Here is a 23,614-nt window from a genome sequence, read left to right on the forward strand (position 1 = left end):
GCCTTCCTGGATGCGGTCGCGCATGGCCTAAGCCAGGCCCCCGGACCCGTCAAGGAAGGCTCAGGGCAGGGCGATGTCCACCCAGACCAGCCGCCCGCTGCCTGCGGCGGCGACGGTTTCGGCCAGCGGATCGCCCGGCGCGGGCCAGACGATCCCCGCGTCCCGCACGGCCAGGGCGCGCGCCGGCAAGACGTAATCGACGCGCAACGGGCCCGGCCCGTCCCAGGCGACGGTGTCGAGCGCCGGGTCGCCCGCATGGCCAGCCCCGCCGCCGCCCGCGCCGCGCGGTGCGGGGTCCTGCAGCGCGGGGTGCCCCAGCAGGGCGCGGATCGCCGCGCGCGGGCCGTCGCCGTCGCGCGGATCCACGTTGGCGCGTCCCAGCACGATTGGCAGGGTCGCGCCCCCGGCCAATTCCGCAACGAAGGCCAGCTCGTCGGCGGTGCGCTTGCCGTTGCGATCCTCGGGCCCGTCGAAGACCGGCGTCCCGGCGGCCATGGTCACCAGCGTCACATCGCCCATCGGCACCACCCATTGCGCGGTCGTGGCCAGCGGGACGACCGGGTGGGCCGCCTCGGGCAGGACCGCCACCGCCGCGGACCGCGCGGACCAGCGCACGCCGCTCAGGTCGCGCGGCGGCCCGAGCGGGCGCATCGACAGAAGCGCGAGCCCGCTATCGCCGGTGAAGCGGCCATAGCCCAGCGCGTCGCGCGCCTCGTCCGCCGCGCCATTGCCGTCCAGATCGATGCCCGAGGGGAGGCCGGAATTGGGCCGCAGCGCCACCGCATGCGGATAGTCCAGCCCGTGCTCCGCCAGCCGGTCGCGCAGCGCCGCCAGCCCGGCCCCGCCGAGATCCCAGTCGATATCGAGGAGCAGCAACACCTCCGGCGCGGCCGACGCGATCACGTCGAGCGCCGCCTCAGCCTGCGCGTCGCGCCCCGAGGCCAGGTCCCGCAGCATCACGCCGGGGCCCCGGCGCCCCAGACCGGAATGGAAGGTGGCGATGCGCAGCGTCTCGGCGGCGGCGGGCGCCGCCAGCAGGAGCGCCGTCAGGCCGGCAGGAAAGCCGGATCGGCGGCCGCGGCCTCGGCCTCGTCGACGCGGCGGCGCTTCTTCGAGATCATCAGCGCGAGCCGGCGCATCGCGATGCCGCGCAGGAACAGGGAAGCGGGAAGGAAGGCCCATATCGCGATCACCCAGACCGTCATCAGGTCGCTGCCGATCATCGAGATCCCGTAGGTCTGCGCCACGAAGACCGCGATCGGCGGGCTCACATATGGAAGCAGGACCCCTAACAGGATGTTAACCGCCCCGTCGCGCTTGAGCCGGATGACCACGTCGGCCCCGGTGGTGGGATCGAAGGTCGGCAGGTTGACCCAGACGTTGAAGCTGCCGGTGGGCGAGGGCCAACTGCGCACCCGGATCAGGATGGCGAAGACCGTCAGCGCCACCAGCGACACCAGATAGGCCAGCCCGGCGGCGGCGCGGATCAGGTAGGCCTCGGACAGGGTCGTGCCCTCGGGCATCAGCCAGACGATCAGGCGGATCGGGCTGAGCGGGAAATCCATCGACTCGCCGAGGAGCATCCCCACCGCCGAGAACAGGCGCGACAGCGTCGTCGCGTCGCTCTGGCCCCGCAGGGTGATCGCGATGACCAGGAGCGTGACGACCAGCATCCCGAAGCGGACGCGGTTGAAGGGCGGCGCGGCGCGGAATTCGACGAGACCGGGATAGGTCGATCCGTATTCGACGATGACGAAGAGCGCGGCGAAAAGCGCCAGCAGCACCATGGCATCGGAGATCTGCGGATTGGTCTCCGGCAGGAGCAGCGACGGCATCAGGACCATCATCACGACGAGCACCGCACGGATGCACGCACCGGAGAGCTGCGATATCACTGCCTACCCATCCTCGAAGGACGGACCCGGTTCGTGCCGAGCCCCGTTTCGTTGTTTCACCCTGTTGCGGGTGCCTGCCTCATTGTTGCCCCAACCTTGCCTTGTTTAACTTCACCCCGCAACCGCCTGACCTGCAACGGAAACGGAATTGCGCCGATGACTGTGCCCGGAACGCATCAGGCCTTCCGGCTCGACACCGAAAGATCTTTGATTTCAGGTATTTGCGAGTTGGCCTTAATCCGCCGGACTTAGACCCAGGGGCGCTCCTGCGCCATCCGGCCCTCGAAGCCCTCGATCGCCGGCGCCTTCTCCAGCGTCAGGCCGATATCGTCCAAGCCGTTGAGCAGGCAGTGCTTCTTGAAGGCGTCGACCTCGAACGGGTATTCCGTCCCGTCCGCGCCGACGACGATCTGGTTTTCGAGGTCGACGGTGATGCGCGCGTTCTCGCCCTTGCCGGCATCCTCCATCAGCGCGTCGACCTGCTCCTGCGGCAGGACGATAGGCAGGATGCCGTTCTTGAAGCAGTTGTTGAAGAAGATGTCGGCATAGCTGGGCGCGATCACCGCGCGGATGCCGAAATCCAGAAGCGCCCAAGGCGCGTGCTCGCGCGACGACCCGCAGCCGAAATTGTCCCCCGCCACCAGGATCTGCGCGTCGCGATAGGCCGGCTTGTTGAGCACGAAATCCGGGATCTCGCGGCCCTGGTCGTCGAAGCGCATCTCGTCGAACAGGTTCTTGCCGAGGCCGGTGCGCGCGATCGTCTTCAGGAACTGCTTGGGAATGATCATGTCGGTATCGACATTGATCAGCGGCAGCGGCGCGGCCACGCCGGTCAGGGTCTCGAACTTGTCCATCTGGGCCTCCGGGAAAACGGTCGGCCCGATCTACGCCCCGGGCACCGCGAAGGTCAACGCGGCCCAGAGCGACAGCCAGGCCGGATCAAGGTCCCCCGCGGGCTCCAGCGGCAACATCGCGACCGAGTCGAGCAGATATTCGTGCCCCGCCTTCACCGGCAGCGTCGCGCGGCCTTCGCCATCGGCGCGGTGGATGGTGATGGCGACCGTGCCGTCGGGCGCGCGCTCGAACATCTCGATCTGTGCCTGCGGCTTCGGCGCGCCCTCCAGCAGGACCTGCACCGGCAGCCCGCCCGACAGGTCGTCGGTATACGGGTTCAGCCCGGCGACTATCTCGGTGCGCAGGCCCATGTCGCGGTCCGAGCCCGTCCCCGCGCCCACCGCGACCAGCGCCTTGGCGAAACGGCGGTAGGCCTCGACGATGCTGTCGCGCGACAGCCCGCGCGCGTCGTGCGCCTCCAGCACGCCGGCCAGGTCCTTGTGTTCGACGAACCCGCTGAAGCGCTCCCAGGCGCTGCGTCCCTCGCGCTCGGTATAGGTCACGCGCATGTCGGCGGTCTCGTGCACGAGGATCAGCAGCCCCTCCTCGGCCGGCGCATCCATCTGGATCGCGGGGCTGTCACCCAGCCGCGCGGGCATCGGTTCGACCGCGCCGTCGCCCAGCGCCATGTCCAGCCGCGTCGACCGGGTCGAGATGTAGCTGAGGCTCGAGCCCTCGAATTCCTCGCCGTTGCGGAAGCCGGCGCGCAGCGGATCGCCGGGCGCGACGGTGTAATCCTCGGGCTGGATCCAGAATTCATGTGCTTGAATCGGCGTCGAAAGAATGCAGGTTGCGGCGAGGATTAGCGAGGGTCGGGTGAACATGGACAATCTCCTGCGGGTCGCCGCGAGGATGGTGCTGGCGCTGGCGCTGTCAATCGGGGCAACGATCACGGCTTCGGCACATGAGGTCGAGCCCTCCTTCGCCGAGATCGACGTGGATGCCGACCGGGTGACGATCCGGCTGCGCACCGCGGTCGAGCCGCTGATCGCCGGGATCGACCTCGGCGCCGTGCAGGACACCAACGACTCGCCGCTGGCCGACCGGCACGACCGCCTGCGCGAACTGCCCCCCGAGGAATTGGCCGCCGCGCTGACCGAGGCCTGGTCCGCCATCGACGCGGACATCATTCTGATTGCCGGCGACGCGCAGATCCCGCTGACGCTGGCCGAGATCGACATCCCCCCGATCGGCAACCCCGAGATCCGCCGCGACAGCGAACTGACGCTGACCGCCGACCTGCCGCCCGACGACGCTCCGGTGATCTTCGGCTTCGACGCCAGCCTCGGCAACGTCATCGTCCGGCAGGTGGGCGACGACATGGGCGAGGACAGCTACGAGGCGATCCTCGCCTCCGGCTCGCTGTCGGACCCGCTGCCGCGCGCGGGCGCCGCGCAGGTCACGGCGGGCGCCGCCTTCCTGCGCAACGTCGTCGTGGGCTTCGAGCACATCATCCCGGCGGGTCTCGATCACATCCTCTTCGTGCTGGGCCTCTATTTCTACGCGCTGCACTGGCGGCCGCTGCTGTGGCAGGTCACCTCCTTCACGCTGGCGCATACGGTGACGCTGGCCCTGGCGACGTTGGGCGTCGTGAACATCCCCGGAAGCTCGATGTGGATCGTCGAGACCGTCATCGCCGCCTCCATCGTCTGGGTCGCGATCGAGAACATCTGGTCGAAGGGCCGGCGCGACATCACCTGGGAACGGATCGGCGTCGTCTTCGTCTTCGGCCTTCTGCACGGGCTGGGCTTCGCCTCGGTCTTCTCGGAGGCCGGGATGGCGCCCGCGACGCTGATCGCCTCGCTGGTGGCGTTCAATATCGGCGTCGAGATCGGACAGCTCGCCGTGATCGCGATCGCCTTCCTGGTGGTGGGCGCGTGGTTCGGCCGGAAATCGTGGTACCGCCCCGCCATCGCGATCCCGGGCTCCATCGTCATCGCGGTGGTCGGCGCCTATTGGGTGCTCAACCGGATCGGACTGGCGGGCGACCTGCCCTACCTGACCTAGCCCAGCAGCGACAGCAGCGCGCGCTCGCCCTGCCGCAGGCCGCGCGGGTTCTCCGGCACGGCGACGTCGCGCCAATCCTCGGACAGGTCGATGACCGCCGGATGGATGTAGGAGTTCCGCGCCACGGTCGCGGTGTTGTTCAGCACCTTCGCGGCGGCGTCGGCCATGGTCTTGATCGTCACGCCCTCGCCCGCCTTCATCGCGGCCTCCAGCGCGGCGACCGACCCGTTCCAGGTGCGGAAGGTCTTGGCCGTCGCCTCCTCCAGCCCGCTCGCGTCGCGCAGCCAGTCGTTCACCTGGTCGGCCTGAACGGTGTAGCGCGTCCCGCCCTCGATCCATTCGAAAAGCGGCGCGCCCGGCAGGTCCGCCAGATCGTGCAGCGCCCGCACGAGGCGCCGGTCGCCGAGCTGCCGCCGCACGCGCTTGCCGCCCTTCGCGGTCCAGTCCAGCCGCAGCTTGCCGTCCTGCGAGCGCAGGTTGCCCTGGCGCAGCGTCGTCGCGCCCTCGGTCCCGTTCTCGGCGCGGTATTCCGGCGTACCGACGCGGATCGACAGCCGGTCGATCAGGCGGAGCACCGCGGCGATGGCGAAGTCGCGCTCGCCCGCCTCGCCCTTCAGCGCCTCGGTCACGCGGCGGCGCAGGCGCGGCAGGGCGGCGCCGAATTCCGGCAGCTCCTCGTATTTCTGCATCGCGCGCCAGGCCGCCCAATCCTCATGGTAGCGGTACTGCTTGCGCGTCCGCGCGTCGTAGCCGGTGGCCTGCAGGTGGCCGCGCCGCTCCGGGCTGATCCAGACATCGGCATAGGCGGGCGGCACGGCCAGCGCGTCGATCCGCGCACGCTCCGCCGCGTCGTCGATGGTCGTGCCGTCGGGCGCGCGATAGGACCAGCCGCGCCCCGCCTTCCGGCGGGTGATGCCGGGCCGGTCGTCGGGGTAGTAGATCAGGTCGGGAAGCGGTGCCATGGAAGGGCAACGCGCGACGCTGCCACGGCGGTTCCCGGTGCGGCCATTGCACCCGTCCGCGGCGCGTGACACGCTGCGCCATGACGCCCGAGACCCTGCCCGCCTGGCCCGATTGCGCCGCCGACCTGATCGCCGTCGCCGCCGGACGACAGCCCGCCGAAACCGTGATCCGGGGGGGCCGCGTCGCCCTCGTCCACACCCGCGAGATCCTTGACTGGCAGATCGCCATCGCGCAGGGCCGCATCGCCTATGTCGGCCCCGATGCCGGTCATTGCATCGGCCCGGAGACCGAGGTGATCGACGCGGAGGGCGCCTTCGTGATCCCCGGCCTGATCGACGCGCATATGCATGTCGAGTCGGGCATGCTGACGCCCGCGGAATTCGCCGCCGCCGTCCTGCCGCACGGCACCACGGCGATGTTCACCGACCCGCACGAGATCGCCAATGTCCTGGGGCTGGAAGGCGTGCGCCTGATGCATGACGAGGCGCGGGGCCTGCCCTGCTCGATGTTCGTGCAGATGCCATCCTGCGCGCCCTCGGCGCCGGGGCTGGAGACGACGGGCCACGAGATCACGCCCGCGGACGTGGCCGAGGCGATGGCCTGGCCGGGCATCGTGGGCCTGGGCGAGATGATGAACTTCCCGGGCGTCGCGGCGGGCGATCCGAAGATGCTGGCCGAGATGGCCGCCACCGCGCGGGCCGGCAAGACGATCGGCGGGCACTATGCCTCGCCCGATCTGGGCCCTGCCTTCCACGCCTATGCCGCGGGCGGCCCCGCCGACGATCACGAGGGCACCTGCGAGGCCGATGCCGTGGCCCGCGTGCGCCAGGGGATGCGGTCGATGATGCGGCTGGGCAGCGCATGGTATGACGTCGAGAGCCAGATCACCGCCGTGACCGAGCGGGGGCTCGACCCGCGCAACTTCGTGCTCTGCACCGATGACAGCCACGCGGGCACGCTGACCCGCGACGGCCACATGAACCGCGTCCTGCGCCACGCCATCGCGTGCGGATGCGATCCGCTGGTGGCGCTGCAGATGTGCACGATCAACACCGCGACCCATTTCGGGATGGAGCGCGAGCTGGGCGCCATCGCCCCCGGCAGGCGCGCCGATCTCGTCTTCACCTCGGACCTGCGAGACCTTCCCATCGGGCGCGTCATCGCGCTGGGCCGGACGGTGGCGATGGACGGCGAGCTGACCGCCGATTGCCCGCATGGCGACTGGCCCGCCCAGGCCCGCGACACGGTGCATCTGGGCCGCGCGCTGACGGCGGCGGATTTCGCCGTCCCCGCGCCCGAGGGCGCCACTGAGGTCAGCGCGCGCGTCATCGGCGTGGTCGAGAACCAGGCGCCCACCAAGGCGCTGACCCGCCGCCTGCCGGTGGCGGACGGCGCGGTGCAGATCGCGGGCGACACCTGCCGGATCGCGCTGGTGGAACGGCATCGCGGCACCGGCGGCGTCGTGAACGGCTTCGTGTCGGGCTTCGGCTACGAGGGCGCGATGGCCATGGCCTCAACCGTCGCGCATGACAGCCACCACATGATCGTCGTCGGCACCGATGCCGAGAACATGGCCCGCGCCACCAACCGGCTGGCCGAGGTCGGCGGCGGCGTGACGCTTTTCGCCGACGGGACCGAGCAGGCGCTGGTCGAGCTGCCCATCGCGGGGCTGATCTCGGACCGGCCGGCCGCCGAGGTGGCCGCGAAGGCGGATGCGCTGGGCGCGGCGATGCGCGCGGCGGGCTGCACGCTCAACAACGCCTATATGCAGCATTCCCTGCTGGCCCTGGTCGTGATCCCGGAACTCCGGATCAGCGATTTGGGGCTGGTGGATGTCACGAAATTCGAACTGACGGACCTTATCGAGACCGCATGACCGACCTGACCCCCCTCTGCACTCCCGGCCGGGCCGAGGCCCAGCCCTTCACCGATCCGGCGAAGGCCGTGGCGGAGCTGATCCGTCTCTACCGCGAGGCGACGGGCTACCTGCGCGACAATTTCCAGACCGCGCTGCAATCGGCCGGGATGCCCGATTGCCGCTTCCGGGCCTATTACCCCGAGATCCGCATCACCACGACCAGCTACGGGCGCACCGACAGCCGGCTCAGTTTCGGCCATGTCACAGATCCGGGGCGCTATGCCGCCACGGTCACCCGGCCCGACCTCTTCGCGAACTACCTGACGCACCAGATCGACCTGCTCCTGAAATCCCACGAGGTCCCGATCTGGATCGGCCAGTCCGCCACCGCGATCCCGATCCATTTCGCAGTGATGAACGACGGCGATCTGGAGGTCCCGCAGGACGGCGTCCTGCCCTTCCTGATGCGCGACGTGTTCGACGTGCCCGACCTCGAGACGACGAACGACGCCATCGTGAACGGCGTGGGCTTCACCTACGAGGACGGCGCCCGGCCGCTCGCGCCCTTCACCGCGCAGCGCGTCGATTACTCGCTGGCGCGGCTGTCGCATTACACCGCCACCAGCCCCGACGATTTCCAGAACCACGTCCTGTTCACCAACTACCAGTTCTATGTCGACGAGTTCATCGCCTATGCGCGCCAGGCGCTGCGCGATCCGGATTCGGGCTATGCGGAACTGGTCGGTCCCCTGGGTCAGCGCGTCACGCCCGAGGATCCGGACGCACCGATGGTCGATCCGCCCAAGATGCCGCAGATGCCGACCTACCACCTGACGCGCCCGGGCCAGGCGGGGATCACGCTGGTCAATATCGGCGTGGGACCCTCGAACGCGAAGACCGCGACGGACCATATCGCCGTGCTGCGCCCGCATGTCTGGCTGATGGTCGGGCATTGCGCGGGCCTGCGGAACAGCCAGTCGCTGGGCGATTTCGTCCTCGCCCACGCCTATCTGCGCGAAGACCACGTGCTCGACGACGACCTGCCGGTCTGGGTGCCGATCCCGGCGCTGGCCGAGGTGCAGGTCGCGCTGGAGACCGCGGTGGCCGATGTCACCCAGCTCGAGGGCTACGAGCTGAAGCGGATCATGCGAACCGGCACCGTCGCCACCATCGACAACCGCAACTGGGAGTTGCGCGAGCAGGCCGGCCCGGTCCAGCGCCTGTCGCAATCGCGCGCCGTCGCGCTGGACATGGAATCGGCCACCATCGCCGCCAACGGCTTTCGCTTCCGGGTGCCCTACGGCACGCTGCTCTGCGTGTCCGACAAGCCCCTGCACGGCGAGCTGAAATTGCCGGGAATGGCCTCATCCTTCTACCGCACCCAGGTCAGCCGCCATCTGCTGATCGGGATCCGGGCGATGGAGTCGCTTCGCGAGATGCCCCTTGCGCGGCTGCACAGCCGGAAGTTGCGCAGTTTCGAGGAGACCGCCTTCCTTTGACGAAGCGTTCCCCCCTAAAACCCCTTTATTTTATCGTCAAATCGCTTGTGAGGTCGTGATTTGCGAGGTTAGGGTGCGCTCAGCCTGAAACGGCCCCAAGAATTGAAACAGGGAGATTCAGATGGCGAATAAGCCGATGACCAAGACTCAGCTCGTTGCCGCGCTGGCGGAGAAGATGGACACCGACAAGAAGACGGCGAACACCGCACTCGATGCGATCACCGGCATCATCACCGAGGAAGTGTCGAACGGCGGCGCCGTGACGCTCCCCGGCGTCGGCAAGATCATGTGCCGCGAGCGCCCCGAGCGCATGGTGCGCAACCCCGCGACGGGCGAGCAGTTCAAGAAGGACGCTGACAAGGTCGTCAAGATGACCATCGCCAAGGCCCTGAAGGAATCGGTCAACTCCTGACCCTTCCGGCACGAACCGTTCCGGGGCCGCCTTCGGGCGGCCCTTTTTCGTTGCGCGCCCCGGTGATTCCGGCAGGGTCGCGCGCATGGATCCGCGCGCCCTTCTCCTCGGCCTGACCTTCGCCGTGATGTGGTCCTCGGCCTTCACCTCGGCGCGCATCATCGTGGCCGAGGCGCCGCCGATCCTGTCGCTGTCGCTGCGCTTCGCGATCTCGGGGGTCCTGGGATGCGCCATCGCCTTCGCGCTGGGCGAACGGCTGCGCCTGACGCGCGCCCAGTGGCGGGCGGTGATCGTGTTCGGGATCTGCCAGAACGCGCTCTATCTGGGGCTGAACTTCGTCGCCATGCAGCGAGATCGAGGCCTCGCTCGCCGCGATCATCGCCTCGACCCTGCCGCTCCTGGTGGCGCTGGCGAACTGGGTGCTCTTCGCCGAGCGTACGCGCCTTCTGGGCGTCGCGGGGCTGGTCGCGGGCACGCTCGGCGTCCTGCTGATCATGGGCACGCGGCTGCAGGGCGGCGCCGATGCCGGCTCGATCGCGCTTTGCGTGCTGGGGGTCGTGGCGCTGACCGTCGCGACGCTGTCGGTGCGCGGCGCCTCGGGCGGAGGCAACCTCCTGATGGTCGTCGGGCTGCAGATGCTGGTGGGCAGCCTCGCGCTCCTCCCCGTGGGGCTGGCGCTGGAGGACTGGGACGTGACCTGGTCGCCCCTCCTGGTGACGGCCTTCGCCTACACCACGCTGATCCCGGGCCTCGCCGCGACCTTCATCTGGTTCAAGCTGGTGCAGAGCATCGGCGCCACCCCGGCCGCGACCTTCCACTTCCTCAACCCGTTCTTCGGCGTGGTCATCGCCTGGGCGCTGCTCTCCGAACGGCTCGGTCCGCTCGACATCCTGGGCGTGCTGATCGTGACCTTCGGCATTTTGGCCGTGCAGCTGTCGCGCCTGCGTGCCCCGCGTACCGCCCCCGCCGCGACGGATGGCGCGCCCTAGCCGATCCGCCCGCCCGCATCGCCGACCTGGCCGCGATGCAGCAGCAGGTGGTCCAGCACCACGCAGGCCATCATCGCCTCGGCCACCGGCACCGCGCGGATCCCGACGCAGGGGTCGTGGCGGCCCTTGGTGACGATGGTCGTGTCCTCGCCGGACTTGGTGATCGTCCGCCGCTCCGACAGGATCGACGAGGTCGGCTTCACCGCGAAGCGCACCACCACGTCCTGCCCGGTGCTGATCCCGCCCAGGATGCCGCCCGCGTGGTTCGACGAATAGACCGGCCCGTCGGGCCCCATCGAGATCTCGTCGGCATTGTCGCGCCCGGTCAGCCGCGCGGCGTTCATGCCCTCGCCGATCTCCACGCCCTTGACCGCGTTAATCGACATCATCGCCGCCGCGAGGTCGGTGTCGAGCTTGCCGTAGACCGGCGCGCCCAGCCCCGCGGGCAGCCCGCGCGCCACGCATTCGATCACCGCGCCGACGGAATTGTGGTCGTCCTTCCGCAGCCAATCCAGGTGATCGGCGAATTCGCCCGCCGCCACCGGGTCGGGGCACCAGAAATCGTTGCGCCCGATCTCATCCCAGTCGAACCGGGCGCGGTCGATGTCGAGCGGCCCCATCGCCACCATGTAGCCGGTCACCTGCACCGTGGGCGCCAGCACCGCCAGCGCCGAGCGCGCCACGCCGCCCGCGGCCACGCGCGCCGCCGTCTCGCGGGCGCTGGACCGGCCGCCGCCGCGATAGTCGCGGATGCCGTATTTCTGCCAATAGGTGATGTCGGCATGGCCCGGCCGGAATTTCTCGGCGATCTCGCCGTAATCCTTCGACCGCTGGTCGGTGTTGCGGATCATCAGCTGGATCGGCGTCCCCGTGGACACCCCCTCGAAGACGCCCGAGAGGATCTCGACCGCGTCGGGCTCCTTGCGCTGTGTCGTGTGCTTGGACTGGCCCGGCTTGCGGCGGTCCAGCCACTGCTGGATGTCGGCCGCATCGATCGCCACGCCCGGCGGGCAGCCATCGACGGTCGCGCCCAGCGCGGGGCCGTGGCTTTCGCCCCAGGTGGTGACGCGGAACAGGTGGCCGAAGGTGTTCAGGGACATGGACGCTCTCCTCGTCCGCGCGGTCTAGCCAGCCCCCCGCCACCCCGCAAGCGCCCCGCGTGCCGCGGCGGCCCGGCTGCTCTGGACCTCGCCAGGCCGTTCCCCTATCTGTCAGCCCACCTCGGGGGGCCCACCAGGGCTGAGATGCGAAAGCGGACCCGTTGAACCTGAACCGGTTAAGACCGGCGGAGGGAAGGTGCGATGCTCTCACCCGAACCCCGTCCGTCGCATGTGGGAGAGAGACATGAGATCCACCATCGCAACGGCCATCACCCTGCTCGCCAGCCCCGCGCTGGCCGAGCCGCTGACCGTCTACGCCCCCGACTACTTCGCCAGCGAATGGGGCCCCGGCCCCGCCATCGCCGCGGCCTTCGAAACCGCCACCGGCGAGGAGCTGGAATACGTGACCGGCGACCTTCTGCCGCGGCTTCTGCTGGAAGGCGAGCGGACGCGGGCCGATGTCGTCATCGGCCTGAACACCGACGACGCGGAGCGCGCGCGCCGGACCGGCCTCTTCGCGCCGCACGGGGTCGGGATCGAGGGGCTGACCATGCCCGTCGAATGGACCGACCGCACCTTCCTGCCCTTCAACTGGGGCCACACGGCCTTCGTCTACGACAGCACCAAGACCGACGCGCCCGAGAGCTTCCAGGCCCTGCTCGACGCGCCCGACGACCTGTCGATCGCGATCCAGGATCCGCGCAGCTCGGTCTCGGGCCTGGCGCTCGCGCTCTGGATCCAGAACGTCTTCGGCGACGAGGCCGAGGCCGCCTGGGCCGCGCTCGCGCCCAAGATCACCACGGTCACGCAGGGCTGGTCCGAAAGCTACGGCCTGTTCACCGAGGGCGAGGTCGACATGGTGCTCAGCTACACCACCTCGCCCGCCTATCACATCATCGCGGAAGGCGATGACACCAAGCGCGCCGCGATCTTCCCCGAGGGCCATTACGTGATGGTCGAGACGGCGGCGCAGGTCGCCGGCAGCGACCAGCCCGAGCTGGCGCAGCGCTTCATGGATTTCGTCCTGTCCGAGGACTTCCAGTCCATCATCCCCGAGGGCAACTGGTCCTTCCCGGCCCGGCTCGCGCCCGAGAAGCTGCCCGAGGGCTTCGCCAAGCTCGATCTGCCGGAGACGGGGCTGCTCTATGACAGCGAGACGGCGGAGGCCCTGCGCGACACGGCCGTCGCCGCCTTCGAGGCCGGCCTCGGCCGATGAGGCCCCGGCGGGCAGGGTCGGGCCGCTGACCGGCACCCGCATCGGACAAGCCGCCGCGGCGCTGGTCGCGGCGGCGCTCCTCCTGCCGCTCGCCGCGGTGGCGTGGCGGGCGGAAGGCTGGGCCGCGCTCGACCCGCGCGACTGGGCCGCGCTGCGCTTCACGCTCTGGCAGGCGGTGGTGTCGGCGGCGCTGTCGGTCCTGCTGGCGATCCCGGTGGCCCGCGCCCTGGCGCGGCGGCGCTTCGCGGGCCGCGGCGCGGTGGTCCTGCTGCTCGGCGCGCCCTTCATCCTGCCGGTCATCGTCGCGGTCCTGGGCCTGGTGGCGGTGTTCGGACGCGCCGGCCTCGTGAATACGGGGCTGGGCTGGGTCGGGATCGCGCCGGTCTCGATCTACGGCTGGCAGGGCGTGATCCTGGCGCATGTCTTCTTCAACGTGCCGCTGGCGACCCGGCTGATCCTGCAGGGCTGGCAGGCCGTCCCCGGCGAGCGCCTGCGCCTCGCCGCCGCGCTGAATTTCACCGCCGCCGACACCCTCCGCCGGATCGAATGGCCGATGCTGCGCGCGGTGGTGCCCGGCATCTTCACGGTGATCTTCCTGATCTGCACCACCAGCTTCGCCGTGGCGCTGGCGCTGGGCGGCGGCCCGCGCGCGACCACGGTCGAGCTGGCGATCTATCAGGCCTTCCGCTTCGATTTCGACCTCGGCCGCGCCGCGATCCTCGGGGCGCTGCAGCTGGCCATCGGCACCGGCGCGGCGCTTCTGTCGCTCAGGCTGGCGCTGCCCTCGGGCTTCGGCGCGGGGCTGGACCGGGTCGCGCCGCGCTGGGACAGCGACGGCCCCGGCCTGCGCGCGCAGGATGCGCTGGCCGTGGCTCTGGCCTGCGCCTTCCTGCTGACCCCGATGGTCGTGGTGCTGGCCGAAGGCGTCGCCGCGCTGACCGACCTGCCAGCCTCCGTCTGGTGGGCGGCGCTGCGCTCGCTCGTCATCGCGCTGGTGGCCGCCGCGACCACGCTGGCACTGGCCATGCCCATGGCGCTGGCGGCGACGACGCCGCGGGGCGGCTGGGTCGAGACGGCGGGCACGCTGTCGATCGCGGCCTCGCCCCTCGTGCTGGGCGTCGGGCTGTTCATCCTGCTGCTTCCCGTCGCGAACCCGGTCGCGCTGGCCCTGCCGGTGACCGCTGGCGTGAACGTCGTGCTGGCCCTACCCTTCGCGTTGCGCGCCCTGATCCCCGCCATGCGCGAAATGCGCCGCGACTATGACCGGCTGGCCGCGTCGCTGGGGATGCGCGGCATCGCCTGGCTACGCCTCGTCGCGCTGCCGCGGCTGCGCCGTCCGCTGGGCTTCGCCGGCGGGCTGACCGCGGCATTGGCGGCGGGCGACCTGGGCGTGATCGCGCTCTTCGCCGCGCCCGACCAGGCGACGCTGCCGCTGGCGCTCTACCAGCTCATGGGATCCTACCGGATGGCCGAGGCCAAGGCCGCGGCGCTGATCCTCGTGATCCTGTCGCTGGGGCTGTTCTGGCTGTTCGAACGGGGGACGCGCGATGCGGCTTGACGGGATCGAGATCGTCATGGGCGACTTCCACCTCGACGCCGACCTGGGTTTCCGCCGCGGCGCGATCACCGCCTTGATGGGGGCCAGCGGGTCGGGCAAGTCGACGCTCCTGTCGGTGATCGCAGGCTTCCTCGCCCCCGCATCGGGCCGCGTCCTCGTCGAAGGCCAGGACATCACCGACCTGCCGCCCGGCGCGCGGCCGCTCTCGATCCTGTTCCAGGACCAGAACCTCTTTCCCCATCTGAGCGTGGCGCAGAATGTCGGGCTGGGCCTGCGCCCCGACCTGCGCCTCTCGGCCGATCAGCGCGCGCGCCGCGACGCCGTGCTCGACCGCGTGGGCCTCGCCGGGCTGGGCGACCGCCTGCCGCGCGACCTGTCGGGCGGGCAGCAGGGCCGCGCCGCGCTGGCCCGCGCGCTCCTACGCGACCGGCCCTGGCTGCTGCTCGACGAGCCGTTCAGCGCGCTGGGCCCCGCGCTCCGCCGCGAGATGCTCGACCTGCTGCGCGAGACGGCGGCGGAGCGGGGTCTCTCGGTCGTGATGGTGACGCATGATCCGTCCGACGCGCGGGCCGTGGCCGACGAGACCTGCGTGATCGCCGAGGGCCGCGCCGCGCCGCCCGTGCCGACGGCCGAGCTCTTCGCCAATCCGACCCCGGCGCTCCGGGCCTATCTGGGCTGAACCCTCAGGCCGGAACCGCGTGGCGGTTCCGCAGCCAGATGCTCGCGTTCAGCGCGCCGGCATAGCTGACCCAGACGAGGTAGGGGACGGTGATCCAGAAGGCGAGCGCGTCGAGCGGCCAGAGCGCCCAGAGCAGCCCCACCACCGCGACCCACAGCCCGCCCAGCACGACCAGCGCGGGGCCCAGCCTGCGAAGACCGAAGAAGATCGGCGTCCAGAGCGTGTTGAACGCGATCTGCATCGCCCAGAAGGCCAGCGCGTAATGCGCCCCGGGGATCGTCGCGACCCGCGCCGCGGCGAAGGCCAGCGCGAGGTAGAGGAATGTCCACGCCACCGGGAAGAGCCAGTCGGGCGGGGTCCAGACCGGCTTGTCCAGCCGCTTGTACCAGTCGCCGGGCTGGAAGACGGCGCCGGTGGTGGCCGCGGCCCCGCAGGCGGCAAGGAAGATGATGAACAGCGGCCAATCCATGACGGATCAGCTAGGCCGCGCCCCCGATCCGTCGAGGGGCCCCGCGCGCAAGCGGTCGGTGGCGGCCAGCTGCGCGAAGACGGCGGCCAGCTCGTCGCCCCAGCCCTGGCTGGCGTGGCGCGGATCGGCAGCGGCGCGCACCAGGAAAGCGGTCTCGTCCAGCGGCGGGGCGTGCAGCACCGCCGAGCGCGGCAGCAGCGTCACCGTGGCCGCGTGAAGGCCGGCCTGCACCAGCCAGCCCAGCTTGCGCGCCCGGCCCGTCCGGGCCCGCCGCGAAATGCTGTCATGGCCGTTGCGCGCCACCGCGCCGCCGATCCCGTCATAGATGTGCCGCGCGGCGAGGATTCCGGGCCGCACCGCGACGGGCAGCGCCGCGACCCCCGCCTCGGAGCGGTGGTAGAGCCGCCGCGCCTCGGCCAGCAGGCGGCGGGTCAGCGCGGCCGTGCGCGCGTCGGGTTCGGGCGCGGCGAGGAAGGCCTGCGGATCGAGCCCGACCCCCGCCATCCAGTCCGTCGGCAAATAGAGCCGACCGGCCCGCGCATCCTCGCCCACGTCGCGGGCGATATTCGTCAGCTGCATCGCCACGCCCAGGTCGCAGGCCCGCGCCAGCGCATCGGCGTCGCGAACCCGCATCAGGACGCACATCATCGCGCCCACGGCGCTGGCCACGCGGGCGGAATAGGCGCGCAACTCGGACAGGGTGTCGTACCGGCGATCCGTCGCGTCCCAGGCCAGCCCCTCCAGCAGCGCCTCGGGCAGGGCGCGCGGCATGTCGAAGGTCTCGATCACGCGGGTGAAGGCGCGATCGGCGGGCGCGTTGCGGGGCCGGCCGGCGAAGGCCGCCTCCAGCCGGTCGCGCAGGGCCAGCACGGCGGGCGCCTTGTCGGCCGTCTCGTCCACCGCGTCATCGGCCAGCCGGCAAAAGGCGTAAAGCGCCAGCGCCGGGTCCCGGACCCGTCCGGGCAGCAGCCGCGAGGCGGCGTGGAAGCTGAGAGAGCCGGTGCGGATCGCTTCGCGGCAATGCGCCATGTCGGCGACGGATTCGGCGGCGGTTTCGGCGGCAAGATCGGTCATTCGGCGGCCTGTGCGTAGGAGACGGGGGCGGCGATGGGCGGCACGACCTGCTCGAGCACCTCGGCCGAGGCGACGACGCCCGGAAGGCCCGCGCCCGGATGCGTGCCCGCGCCGACGAGGAACAGGCCCGGCACCTCCTCCGAGACGTTGTGCGGGCGGAACCAGGCCGATTGCAGGATCCGCGGCTCGATCGAGAAGCCCGCGCCATGCGGCGACAGGTAGCGGTCGCGGAAATCGGGCGGGGTCAGGGTCGTCTCGGCGGTGATACGCTCCCGGAAACCGGGCAGCAGCCGATCCTCCAGCACCGCGGCGACGCGGTCACGATAGGCATCCGCCGCCTGCGCCCAGTCGACCGGGTCGGCATGACCCAGATGCGGCACGGGCGAGAGCGCGTAGAACGTGTCACCGCCCGCCGGCGCGACCGAGGGGTCGGTGACCGAAGGGCGATGGACATAGAGGCTCATATCCTCGGCCAGGTGCCCGCGCCGGAAGATGTCGCGCAAAAGCCCCGCGTAGCGAGGTCCCGAGAGGATGGTGTGATGCCCGGCCTCGGGCCACATATCCGCCGTACCCTCGGTCCCGAAATACCAGACGAACAGGCCCATCGACCACTTGGCGCGCCCGAGCTTGCCCGGCGTCCAGCGGCGGCGCTTGCCGTCGAGCAGCTTGGCGTAGGTATGCCCGGCATCCGCGTTCGAGACGACGATATCGGCGGCGACCTCCTCGCCGCCCTCCAACCGCACGCCGCGCGCGCGGCCCGTGCCGTCCTGCAGGATGCGGTCGACCTCTGCGCCGGTCCGGATCAGCCCGCCCTGATCATCCACGACTCCGGCCATCGCGTCGGCCATCGCGCCGACCCCGCCCATCGCGTAATGCACGCCCTGCTTGGCCTCCAGATGCGAGACCAGCGCATACATCGAGGTCACCCGGCTGGGGTCGCCGCCGATGAAGAGCGGATGGAAGCTCAGCGCCATGCGCAGCCGCTCGTCGCGCACCCGCGCCCGGGCCAGCCCCAGGATCGAGCGGTCGGCCCGCAGCATGGCGAATTCGGGCAAGACCTTCAGCGTCTCCCAGAGCCGGTGCATCGGCTTGGTGAGCATCCCCTCGTAGCCCACGACATAGCGCCGCTCGGCGTCGCGCAGGAAGCGCTTCCACCCCGCCACGTCGCCGGGCGACAGGCGCGCGACCTCGGCCTCCATGTCGGCATGCGCGGCGCGGGCATCGAGCTTCGAGCCGTCGGGCCAGGTGATCGTGTAGAACGGGTCGAGCGGCCGCAGATCGACCGCTTGGTCGAAATCGCGGCCGCAATCGGCGAAGAGCTTGCGGAAGACCGACGGCGCCGTGACGATCGTCGGCCCGAGATCGAAGCGGTGCCCGGCCTCGGTGATCGACGACGCCCGCCCGCCGACCATGTCCAGCCGGTCGAGCACCGTCACCCGCCAGCCTTTGGCGCCCAGCCGCATCGCCGCGGCCAGCCCGCCGAGCCCCGCCCCGATGACCACGGCATGGGGGCGCGTCCCGTCGATCTGTTCGAATCGTGTCATGCTGCCGGACTTCCGCTTCTGTCCAGTTCGGTTTACACATAACCTGTCTGAAACGCTATTCCCTTGTGCCGGGCCGCGTGACAGGCTGCGACCGAAGGGACGACGACCATTCAGACCGTGACGCTCAGCCTCTACCGCTTCGACCCCCTGCGCGACCGCCTCTGGGCCTTCGCGCAGATGGGCCTGTCGCGCTGGCCGCTGGCACGCCTGCCCGGCCTGCGCTTCTGGAAGCTCATGGGCTCGGGGACGGGCGAGGGCTTCACCCCGATCCCGAACACCGCGGTCTGGGCGATCCTCTGCTGCTGGTCGGACCCGGCGGCCGCGCGGGCGGGGCTGTCCGCGCCGGTCCTGGGCCGCTGGTCGGACCGCGCGACCGAATTCTGCACCCTGACGCTGGACACGGTCTCGGCCCGCGGGCGCTGGTCGGGCGCGCAGCCCTTCGCGGGCGCGGCCGCGCCGACCGGCCCGCTGGCGGCGCTGACCCGCGCGACGATCCGGCCGCGCAACCTGCTGCGCTTCTGGCGCCGCGTGCCCGATATCTCGGCCCGGGTGGGCGAAGACCCCGCCGTCCGACTGAAGATCGGCGTGGGCGAGGTGCCGCTGCTGCATCAGGTCACCTTTTCGGTCTGGCCCGACGCGCAGGCCATGGCCCGCTTCGCGCGCAATTCCGGCCCCCATGCCGAGGCCATCCGCGCCGTGCGCGACGGCGACTGGTTCGCCGAGGAGCTCTACGCCCGGTTCCGCATCACCGACGCCGAGGGCCGCTGGCAGGGCCGCCCGATCCACGAGGTCCTTGCATGACGCCCTTCCCCTTCGCCGCCATCGTCGGCCAGGACGAGATGAAGACCGCGATGATCCTGACCGCGGTCGATCCGTCGATCGGCGGGGTCCTCGTCTTCGGCGATCGCGGCACCGGCAAGTCGACCGCCGTGCGCGCGCTGTCGGGCCTGTTGCCGCCGCTGAAGATGGTCGCGGGCTGCCCGGTGAACTCCGCCGACCCGGCCGACGTGCCCGACTGGGCCCGCGGCGCCGGCACCGCGGTCGAGGCGCGCCCGACACCCGTGATCGACCTGCCGCTCGGCGCGACCGAGGATCGCGTGACCGGCGCGCTCGACATCGAGGCGGCGCTCGCGCGCGGCGAGACCGCCTTCGAGCCGGGGCTGCTGGCCCGCGCCAATCGCGGCTATCTCTATATCGACGAGATCAACCTGCTCGAGGATCACATCGTCGACCTGCTGCTCGACGTCGCGCAATCCGGCGAGAACGTGGTCGAGCGCGAAGGCCTGTCGATCCGCCACCCCGCCCGCTTCGTGCTGGTCGGCTCCGGCAACCCCGAGGAGGGCGAGCTCCGGCCCCAGCTTCTCGACCGGTTCGGCCTGTCGGTCGAGGTCGCCTCGCCCAGCGATATCGAGGAGCGGATCGAGGTGGTGAAGCGCCGCGACGCCTTCGACCGCGACCCGGACGGCTTCGTGGGCGACTGGGGCGACGCCCAGGCCGATCTGCGCGACCGGATCGTGGCGGCGCGCGGCCGCCTCGCGGGGACCGGTGCCGGCGACGACGTGCTGCGCGATTGCGCCGCGCTCTGCATCGCGCTGGGCGCCGACGGGCTGCGCGGCGAGCTGACGCTGTTGCGCGCCGCCCGCGCGCTCGCCGCCTTCGACGGGGCCCGCGCGCCCGGCCGCGATCAGCTGCGCCGGGTCGCCGCCATGGCCCTGCGCCACCGCCTGCGCCGCGATCCGCTGGACGAGGCCGGCACCACCGCACGCGTCGCCCGCGCGGTGGAGGAGGTGCTGGCGTGAGCGCGCCCCGCTGGGCCGCGGCGATCCGCGCCCTGCATTGCTTCGCCGCCGATCCCGTGGCCCTGGGCGGGCTGCACCTGCGGGCCCGATCCTCCGACGCGCGGCGCCTCTGGCTGGGCCGGCTCCACGACCGCCTGGGCCCGGTCGCGCGGCTACATCCCGACATCTCCGACGAGGTGCTGCTGGGCGGGCTCGACCTCGATGCCGCGCTGCGGACCGGCGAGGCGCGCCACCGCGCCGGGCTTCTGGACCGCCATGAGGTCGCGATCCTCGCCATGGCGGAACGCGCCACGCCCGGTCTCTGCGCCCGGCTTGGGCAGGCGCTGGATGCGGGACGGACCGGGCTGCTCGCCCTCGACGAGGGCGTCGCCGATGAGGGGCTAAATCCGGCCCTCGCCGACCGCATGGCGCTCTCCATCGACCTCGAGGGCCTGCGCGCCGTCGAGGCCCCGGCCCTCGCGCCCCTGCCGGACAGCGCGGCGCTCGACGACGACACGGCGCGCCAGCGGTTGGTGGCACTGGCCCAAGCGCTCGGCATCGCGTCGCTGCGCGCGCCGGGTCAGGCACTGCGCGTCGCGCGGCTCTCGGCGGCGCTCGACGGCCGCGCGGACGTGGCCGAGGCCGATCTCGCCTTCGCCACCGCGGTCGCGCTGGTGCCGCGGGCCACGCGGCTGCTCCAGCCCGAGGCCGAGCCGGAACAGGATACGCCCCCCGATCCGCCGCCCGACACCGAAGACGAGGCCGCGGCGCCGGACCTGCCGCCCGAGGGCGCGGAGATCCTGCTGGAGGCCGCGCTGGCGCAGCTTCCCCCCGACCTGCTGGCGCGCCTCGCCGCGGGCCATGTCCCGCGCGCGGCGGGCACCGGCGCGGGGGCCGCGCGCAAGGGCAACCGGCGCGGGCGGCCCCTGCCCTCGCGCCCCGGCCGCCCCGACGGGCGCGCCCGCATCGACCTGCCCGCCACGCTGCGCGCCGCCGCCCCGTGGCAGCGCCTGCGCGGCGGCGGCCCGGGCGAGCGGGTGCGCATCCGCGCCTCCGACATCCGGCTGAAGCGGTTCGAGGTGAAATCCGACCGGCTGATCGTCTTCGCCGTCGACGCCTCGGGCTCCGCCGCCTTCGCGCGGCTGGCCGAGGCGAAGGGCGCGGTCGAGCTGTTGCTGGCCGAGGCCTATGCCCGCCGCGACCACGTCGCCCTGATCGCCTTCCGGGGCGCCGACGCGCAGCTTCTGCTGCCGCCGACGCGCAGCCTCCTGCGCACCAAGCGCGCGCTGGCGGGGCTTCCCGGCGGCGGCGGCACCCCGCTCGCCGCGGGCCTGCGCGAGGGTCTGGAACTGGCGCACCACGCACGCGGGCGCGGCATGGACCCGGCGCTGGTCGTGCTGACCGACGGGCGGCCCAATGTCGCGCTCTCGGGCGAAACCAGCCGCGCCGCCGCCGCGCAGGACGCCGCGACCCTGGCCGCCGCGATCCGGGCGCGCGCCATCCCGGGCCTCGTCATCGACACCGGAAACCGCCCCGCCCCGGCGCTGGCCGAACTGGCGGCGCGGATGGGCGCGACCTGCCTGCCCCTGCCCCGCGCCGATGCCGAACGCCTCAGCCGCGCCGTGGCGGACGCGCTGTGATCCCGCCCGACTGGCCCTTCGCCGACGCCTCGCGTTTCGTCGAATCGCGCCCGCATCGCTGGCACGTCCAGCAGATCGGCGCGGGGCCCGACCTTCTGCTCCTGCACGGCGCGGGCGGCGCGACCCATAGCTGGCGCGGCCTCGCCCCGCTCCTGGCGAAGGACCACCGCGTCACGATGATCGACCTGCCGGGCCACGGCTTCACCCGGCTGGGCCGGTCCGGACGCTCGGGCCTCGACCCGATGGCCGAGGACGTGACCCGGCTGATGGAGCGGCTGGACGTGACGCCGGCCGCGCTGATTGGCCATTCGGCGGGCGCGGCGGTGGCGCTGCGAATGGCGCTCGACGCGCCCCGGCCCGTCATCGCCATCAACGGCGCCTTTCAGGAGTTCGAGGGCCTCGCCGGCTGGCTCTTCCCGATTATGGCCAAGGCGCTCGCGCTCAACCCGCTGACGCCGATCTTCTTCACCGCCGCGGGCTCCCCCGCGCGGACGCGCCGCCTGCTCGAGGGCACGGGCAGCCGGATCGATGCCGACGGCCTCGCCCTCTATCACCGCCTCGTCTCGGATCGCGACCATGTGGGCGGGGCGCTCGCCATGATGGCGAACTGGTCGCTGGAGCGGCTGATCCGGCGCGCGCCCGACCTGACGGCGCCGGTCCTTCTGCTGACCGGGGCCGAGGACCGCGCCGTCGATCCGAAGGTCAGCCGCGCCATGGCCGACCGCCTGCCCGGCGCCGAGCTGCGCCAGATCGCGGGCCACGGGCATCTTCTGCACGAAACGGCCCCCGCCGAGGTGGCGGAGGCCGTGGGTGAGTTTCTGGGCCGGGCGGGCGTCGCGCCCACCGGCTGAAGCGGCGATCAGTTGGTGGCGGCGTCCTCGGCCCCGAACTGCGCGAGGAAGGCGTAGAGGTTCACGGCATCCTCTTCCTTGCGGACCTTGTAGGTCATCTTGCCGCGACCGTCCTCGCCGGTGATCTCCTGCAGGTGGCCGGTCGGATCCTGCACATAGGCCACGAAATTGGCCTCGTCATAGATGGCGCCCTGCTCGCCGGCCGTCAGCATGATGTCGGAATAGCGGAAATCCTCGACCATCCCGTAGGTGCGGCCGACGACGCCCCAGAGGTTCGGGCCGGTCTTGGCGGCACGTCCGGCGAGGACCTCGCCATCGGGGCTCTGGACCACGTGGCAGGACTGGCACTGGCGGAAGGCGCTTTCGCCCGCGCCGGCGTCGCCCGAGGCAGTCAGGTCGGGCGCGTGGGCATCGGCGAAGGCGGGGGCCGCGGCCAACAGGGCGGCGGCGATGGTCAGGGTCGAAAGGGTTTTCATGGCGGTGTCCCGTTTCTGGAATGGCGAGGGCTCAACATCCCCCGCGCACCGCCGGTCGTCAATCGCGCGCGTCTTCGGGGGCCCCGAAACGCGAACCGGCGCCCCGAAGGGCGCCGGCATAGCGTGTTGCCGTCGTGGCGATCAGCTGGATTCGGAGGCCAGAAGCTCGTCGGCCTGCGCGAAGATGTCTTCGTAGCGCTGACGGGCCCGGCCCTGCTTCCGCGCGTCCTTCGCGGCCTGGTACTGCGCCTCGTCGATCTCGCCGACGAGGATCAGGCCGACCATGCCGGTGCCGCGGTGCGGCGTGCAGTAGTAGCCATAGGTGCCGTCGACATCGAGGGTGATCTCGAAATCCTCGCTAATGTCGCTCTTCCACTCCTCGGCGCCCTCGGGGAGCATGTCCGAATTGCTCTGCGAATTGTGGCCGCGGTCGGTGGAGATGAAGCGGATCGTGTCGCCCGGCTGGGCACGCACGAGCGCGGGCTCGAACACGTTGCGGTCGCGGCCTTCGGTGGCGCTGTTCAGCATCTGCACTTCGTGGACGGTCGCATGCGCGTCGGCGGCGGCGGCACGGGGCAGCGCAGCGGAAGCGGCGGCGGCACCGGCGAGGGCGATACTCTGGCGTCGGGTCAGTTTCATCTTGCAGTCTCCTTCGTTTTTCGGGGCGCGGTATTACCCGCGCCCCGTCTGTCAGGAGAGCTATGGCCCGCCG

The 23,614-nt window shown here is 71.5% G+C and carries 22 protein-coding genes, 1 pseudogene and 1 riboswitch; of the genes and pseudogenes, 12 read left to right on the top strand and 11 right to left on the bottom strand.

The window, feature by feature from the left end; genetic code table 11:
• Positions 1-60: 60 nt before the first annotated feature.
• From P8627_RS08160 to P8627_RS08175, 4 genes are all read right to left on the bottom strand, one after another.
• Entirely contained in the window at positions 61-957 is an 897-nt protein-coding gene (locus tag P8627_RS08160) for an endonuclease/exonuclease/phosphatase family protein (RefSeq protein ID WP_279967286.1), read from the bottom strand.
• Between the two features lie 89 nt (positions 958-1,046).
• A complete protein-coding gene (locus P8627_RS08165; protein WP_279967287.1) occupies positions 1,047-1,895 on the bottom strand; it encodes a hypothetical protein in 849 nt (282 codons plus the stop codon).
• Positions 1,896-2,143: 248 nt separating this feature from the next.
• Entirely contained in the window at positions 2,144-2,749 is a 606-nt protein-coding gene (leuD, locus tag P8627_RS08170; RefSeq protein ID WP_279967288.1) for a 3-isopropylmalate dehydratase small subunit, read from the bottom strand.
• A 30-nt stretch (positions 2,750-2,779) separates the two neighbouring features.
• Complete coding sequence (locus P8627_RS08175; RefSeq protein ID WP_279967289.1) at positions 2,780-3,613, bottom strand: DUF4198 domain-containing protein; 834 nt, start codon at positions 3,611-3,613, stop codon at positions 2,780-2,782.
• Here P8627_RS08175 and P8627_RS08180 point away from each other — a divergent pair.
• The gene (locus tag P8627_RS08180) at positions 3,612-4,796 is read left to right on the top strand and encodes a HupE/UreJ family protein (RefSeq protein WP_279967290.1); all 1,185 of its coding nucleotides are present in this window, start codon (positions 3,612-3,614) and stop codon (positions 4,794-4,796) included. The two genes, P8627_RS08175 and P8627_RS08180, sit on opposite strands and share 2 nt — an antisense overlap.
• Here the strand turns inward: P8627_RS08180 and P8627_RS08185 are convergent.
• Positions 4,793-5,758 (bottom strand): DNA topoisomerase IB, encoded by a 966-nt coding sequence (locus tag P8627_RS08185; protein WP_279967291.1) that lies wholly within the window; start codon positions 5,756-5,758, stop codon positions 4,793-4,795. The genes P8627_RS08180 and P8627_RS08185 overlap by 4 nt on opposite strands.
• Positions 5,759-5,838: 80 nt before the next feature.
• Between P8627_RS08185 and P8627_RS08190 the strand changes: the two genes are divergently transcribed.
• The 4 genes and pseudogenes from P8627_RS08190 to P8627_RS08205 all read left to right on the top strand — a co-directional run bounded on the left by P8627_RS08190 (position 5,839) and on the right by P8627_RS08205 (position 10,517).
• Positions 5,839-7,635: an adenine deaminase gene (locus P8627_RS08190; protein WP_279967292.1), complete on the top strand. Its 1,797-nt coding sequence runs from the start codon at positions 5,839-5,841 to the stop codon at positions 7,633-7,635.
• A complete protein-coding gene (locus P8627_RS08195) occupies positions 7,632-9,116 on the top strand; it encodes an AMP nucleosidase (protein ID WP_279967293.1) in 1,485 nt (494 codons plus the stop codon). The genes P8627_RS08190 and P8627_RS08195 overlap by 4 nt, the downstream gene beginning before the upstream one ends.
• A 121-nt stretch (positions 9,117-9,237) precedes the next feature.
• Positions 9,238-9,528: an HU family DNA-binding protein gene (locus tag P8627_RS08200; RefSeq protein WP_279967294.1), complete on the top strand. Its 291-nt coding sequence runs from the start codon at positions 9,238-9,240 to the stop codon at positions 9,526-9,528.
• An 85-nt stretch (positions 9,529-9,613) separates the two neighbouring features.
• Positions 9,614-10,517: pseudogene (locus tag P8627_RS08205) on the top strand (DMT family transporter).
• Here P8627_RS08205 and aroC read toward each other — a convergent pair.
• Positions 10,514-11,617, bottom strand: a complete 1,104-nt coding sequence (gene aroC / locus P8627_RS08210; RefSeq protein WP_279967295.1) for a chorismate synthase — start codon at positions 11,615-11,617, stop codon at positions 10,514-10,516. The pseudogene P8627_RS08205 and the gene aroC overlap by 4 nt on opposite strands.
• Before the next feature lie 112 nt (positions 11,618-11,729).
• A riboswitch (TPP riboswitch) is annotated at positions 11,730-11,828 on the top strand.
• A gap of 33 nt (positions 11,829-11,861) precedes the next feature.
• Here aroC and P8627_RS08215 point away from each other — a divergent pair.
• The 3 genes from P8627_RS08215 (at position 11,862) to P8627_RS08225 (ending at position 15,070) form a co-directional block, all read left to right on the top strand.
• Positions 11,862-12,833, top strand: coding sequence for a thiamine ABC transporter substrate-binding protein (locus tag P8627_RS08215; RefSeq protein ID WP_279967296.1), 972 nt, complete (start codon positions 11,862-11,864; stop codon positions 12,831-12,833).
• A 97-nt stretch (positions 12,834-12,930) separates the two neighbouring features.
• Complete coding sequence (locus tag P8627_RS08220; RefSeq protein WP_279967297.1) at positions 12,931-14,391, top strand: ABC transporter permease family protein; 1,461 nt, start codon at positions 12,931-12,933, stop codon at positions 14,389-14,391.
• Positions 14,381-15,070: a thiamine ABC transporter ATP-binding protein gene (locus P8627_RS08225; protein WP_279967298.1), complete on the top strand. Its 690-nt coding sequence runs from the start codon at positions 14,381-14,383 to the stop codon at positions 15,068-15,070. The genes P8627_RS08220 and P8627_RS08225 overlap by 11 nt, the downstream gene beginning before the upstream one ends.
• 4 nt (positions 15,071-15,074) lie before the next feature.
• On the opposite strand, the gene tspO is transcribed toward P8627_RS08225, so the two are convergent.
• Genes tspO through P8627_RS08240 form a run of 3 tightly spaced genes read right to left on the bottom strand, consistent with a single transcriptional unit; the run spans position 15,075 to position 18,157 of the window.
• Complete coding sequence (gene tspO, locus P8627_RS08230; RefSeq protein WP_279967300.1) at positions 15,075-15,539, bottom strand: tryptophan-rich sensory protein TspO; 465 nt, start codon at positions 15,537-15,539, stop codon at positions 15,075-15,077.
• Between the two features lie 6 nt (positions 15,540-15,545).
• On the bottom strand, positions 15,546-16,613 hold the full coding sequence (gene crtB, locus P8627_RS08235; RefSeq protein ID WP_279967301.1) for a 15-cis-phytoene synthase: 1,068 nt from the start codon (positions 16,611-16,613) through the stop codon (positions 15,546-15,548).
• Complete coding sequence (locus P8627_RS08240; protein ID WP_279967302.1) at positions 16,610-18,157, bottom strand: phytoene desaturase; 1,548 nt, start codon at positions 18,155-18,157, stop codon at positions 16,610-16,612. The genes crtB and P8627_RS08240 overlap by 4 nt, the downstream gene beginning before the upstream one ends.
• Before the next feature lie 117 nt (positions 18,158-18,274).
• Between P8627_RS08240 and crtA the strand changes: the two genes are divergently transcribed.
• The 4 genes from crtA to bchO are packed head-to-tail and all read left to right on the top strand — an operon-like array spanning position 18,275 to position 22,426.
• Complete coding sequence (gene crtA, locus P8627_RS08245) at positions 18,275-18,958, top strand: spheroidene monooxygenase (protein ID WP_347882298.1); 684 nt, start codon at positions 18,275-18,277, stop codon at positions 18,956-18,958.
• Positions 18,955-19,956 (top strand): magnesium chelatase ATPase subunit I, encoded by a 1,002-nt coding sequence (gene bchI, locus P8627_RS08250; RefSeq protein ID WP_279967303.1) that lies wholly within the window; start codon positions 18,955-18,957, stop codon positions 19,954-19,956. The genes crtA and bchI overlap by 4 nt, the downstream gene beginning before the upstream one ends.
• Entirely contained in the window at positions 19,953-21,575 is a 1,623-nt protein-coding gene (locus P8627_RS08255; RefSeq protein ID WP_279967304.1) for a magnesium chelatase subunit D, read from the top strand. Before bchI ends, P8627_RS08255 begins: the two co-directional genes overlap by 4 nt.
• A complete protein-coding gene (gene bchO, locus P8627_RS08260; protein WP_279967305.1) occupies positions 21,572-22,426 on the top strand; it encodes an alpha/beta fold hydrolase BchO in 855 nt (284 codons plus the stop codon). Before P8627_RS08255 ends, bchO begins: the two co-directional genes overlap by 4 nt.
• Before the next feature lie 8 nt (positions 22,427-22,434).
• Here bchO and P8627_RS08265 read toward each other — a convergent pair whose 3' ends face one another.
• Both P8627_RS08265 and P8627_RS08270 read right to left on the bottom strand, forming a co-directional pair.
• Positions 22,435-22,902, bottom strand: a complete 468-nt coding sequence (locus P8627_RS08265) for a c-type cytochrome (RefSeq protein WP_279967306.1) — start codon at positions 22,900-22,902, stop codon at positions 22,435-22,437.
• A 141-nt stretch (positions 22,903-23,043) separates the two neighbouring features.
• The gene (locus tag P8627_RS08270; protein WP_279967307.1) at positions 23,044-23,541 is read right to left on the bottom strand and encodes a pseudoazurin; all 498 of its coding nucleotides are present in this window, start codon (positions 23,539-23,541) and stop codon (positions 23,044-23,046) included.
• Positions 23,542-23,614: the final 73 nt, after the last annotated feature.

It is taken from the genome of Jannaschia sp. GRR-S6-38, from assembly GCF_029853695.1.
Classification (GTDB): Bacteria; Pseudomonadota; Alphaproteobacteria; order Rhodobacterales; family Rhodobacteraceae; genus Jannaschia; species Jannaschia ovalis.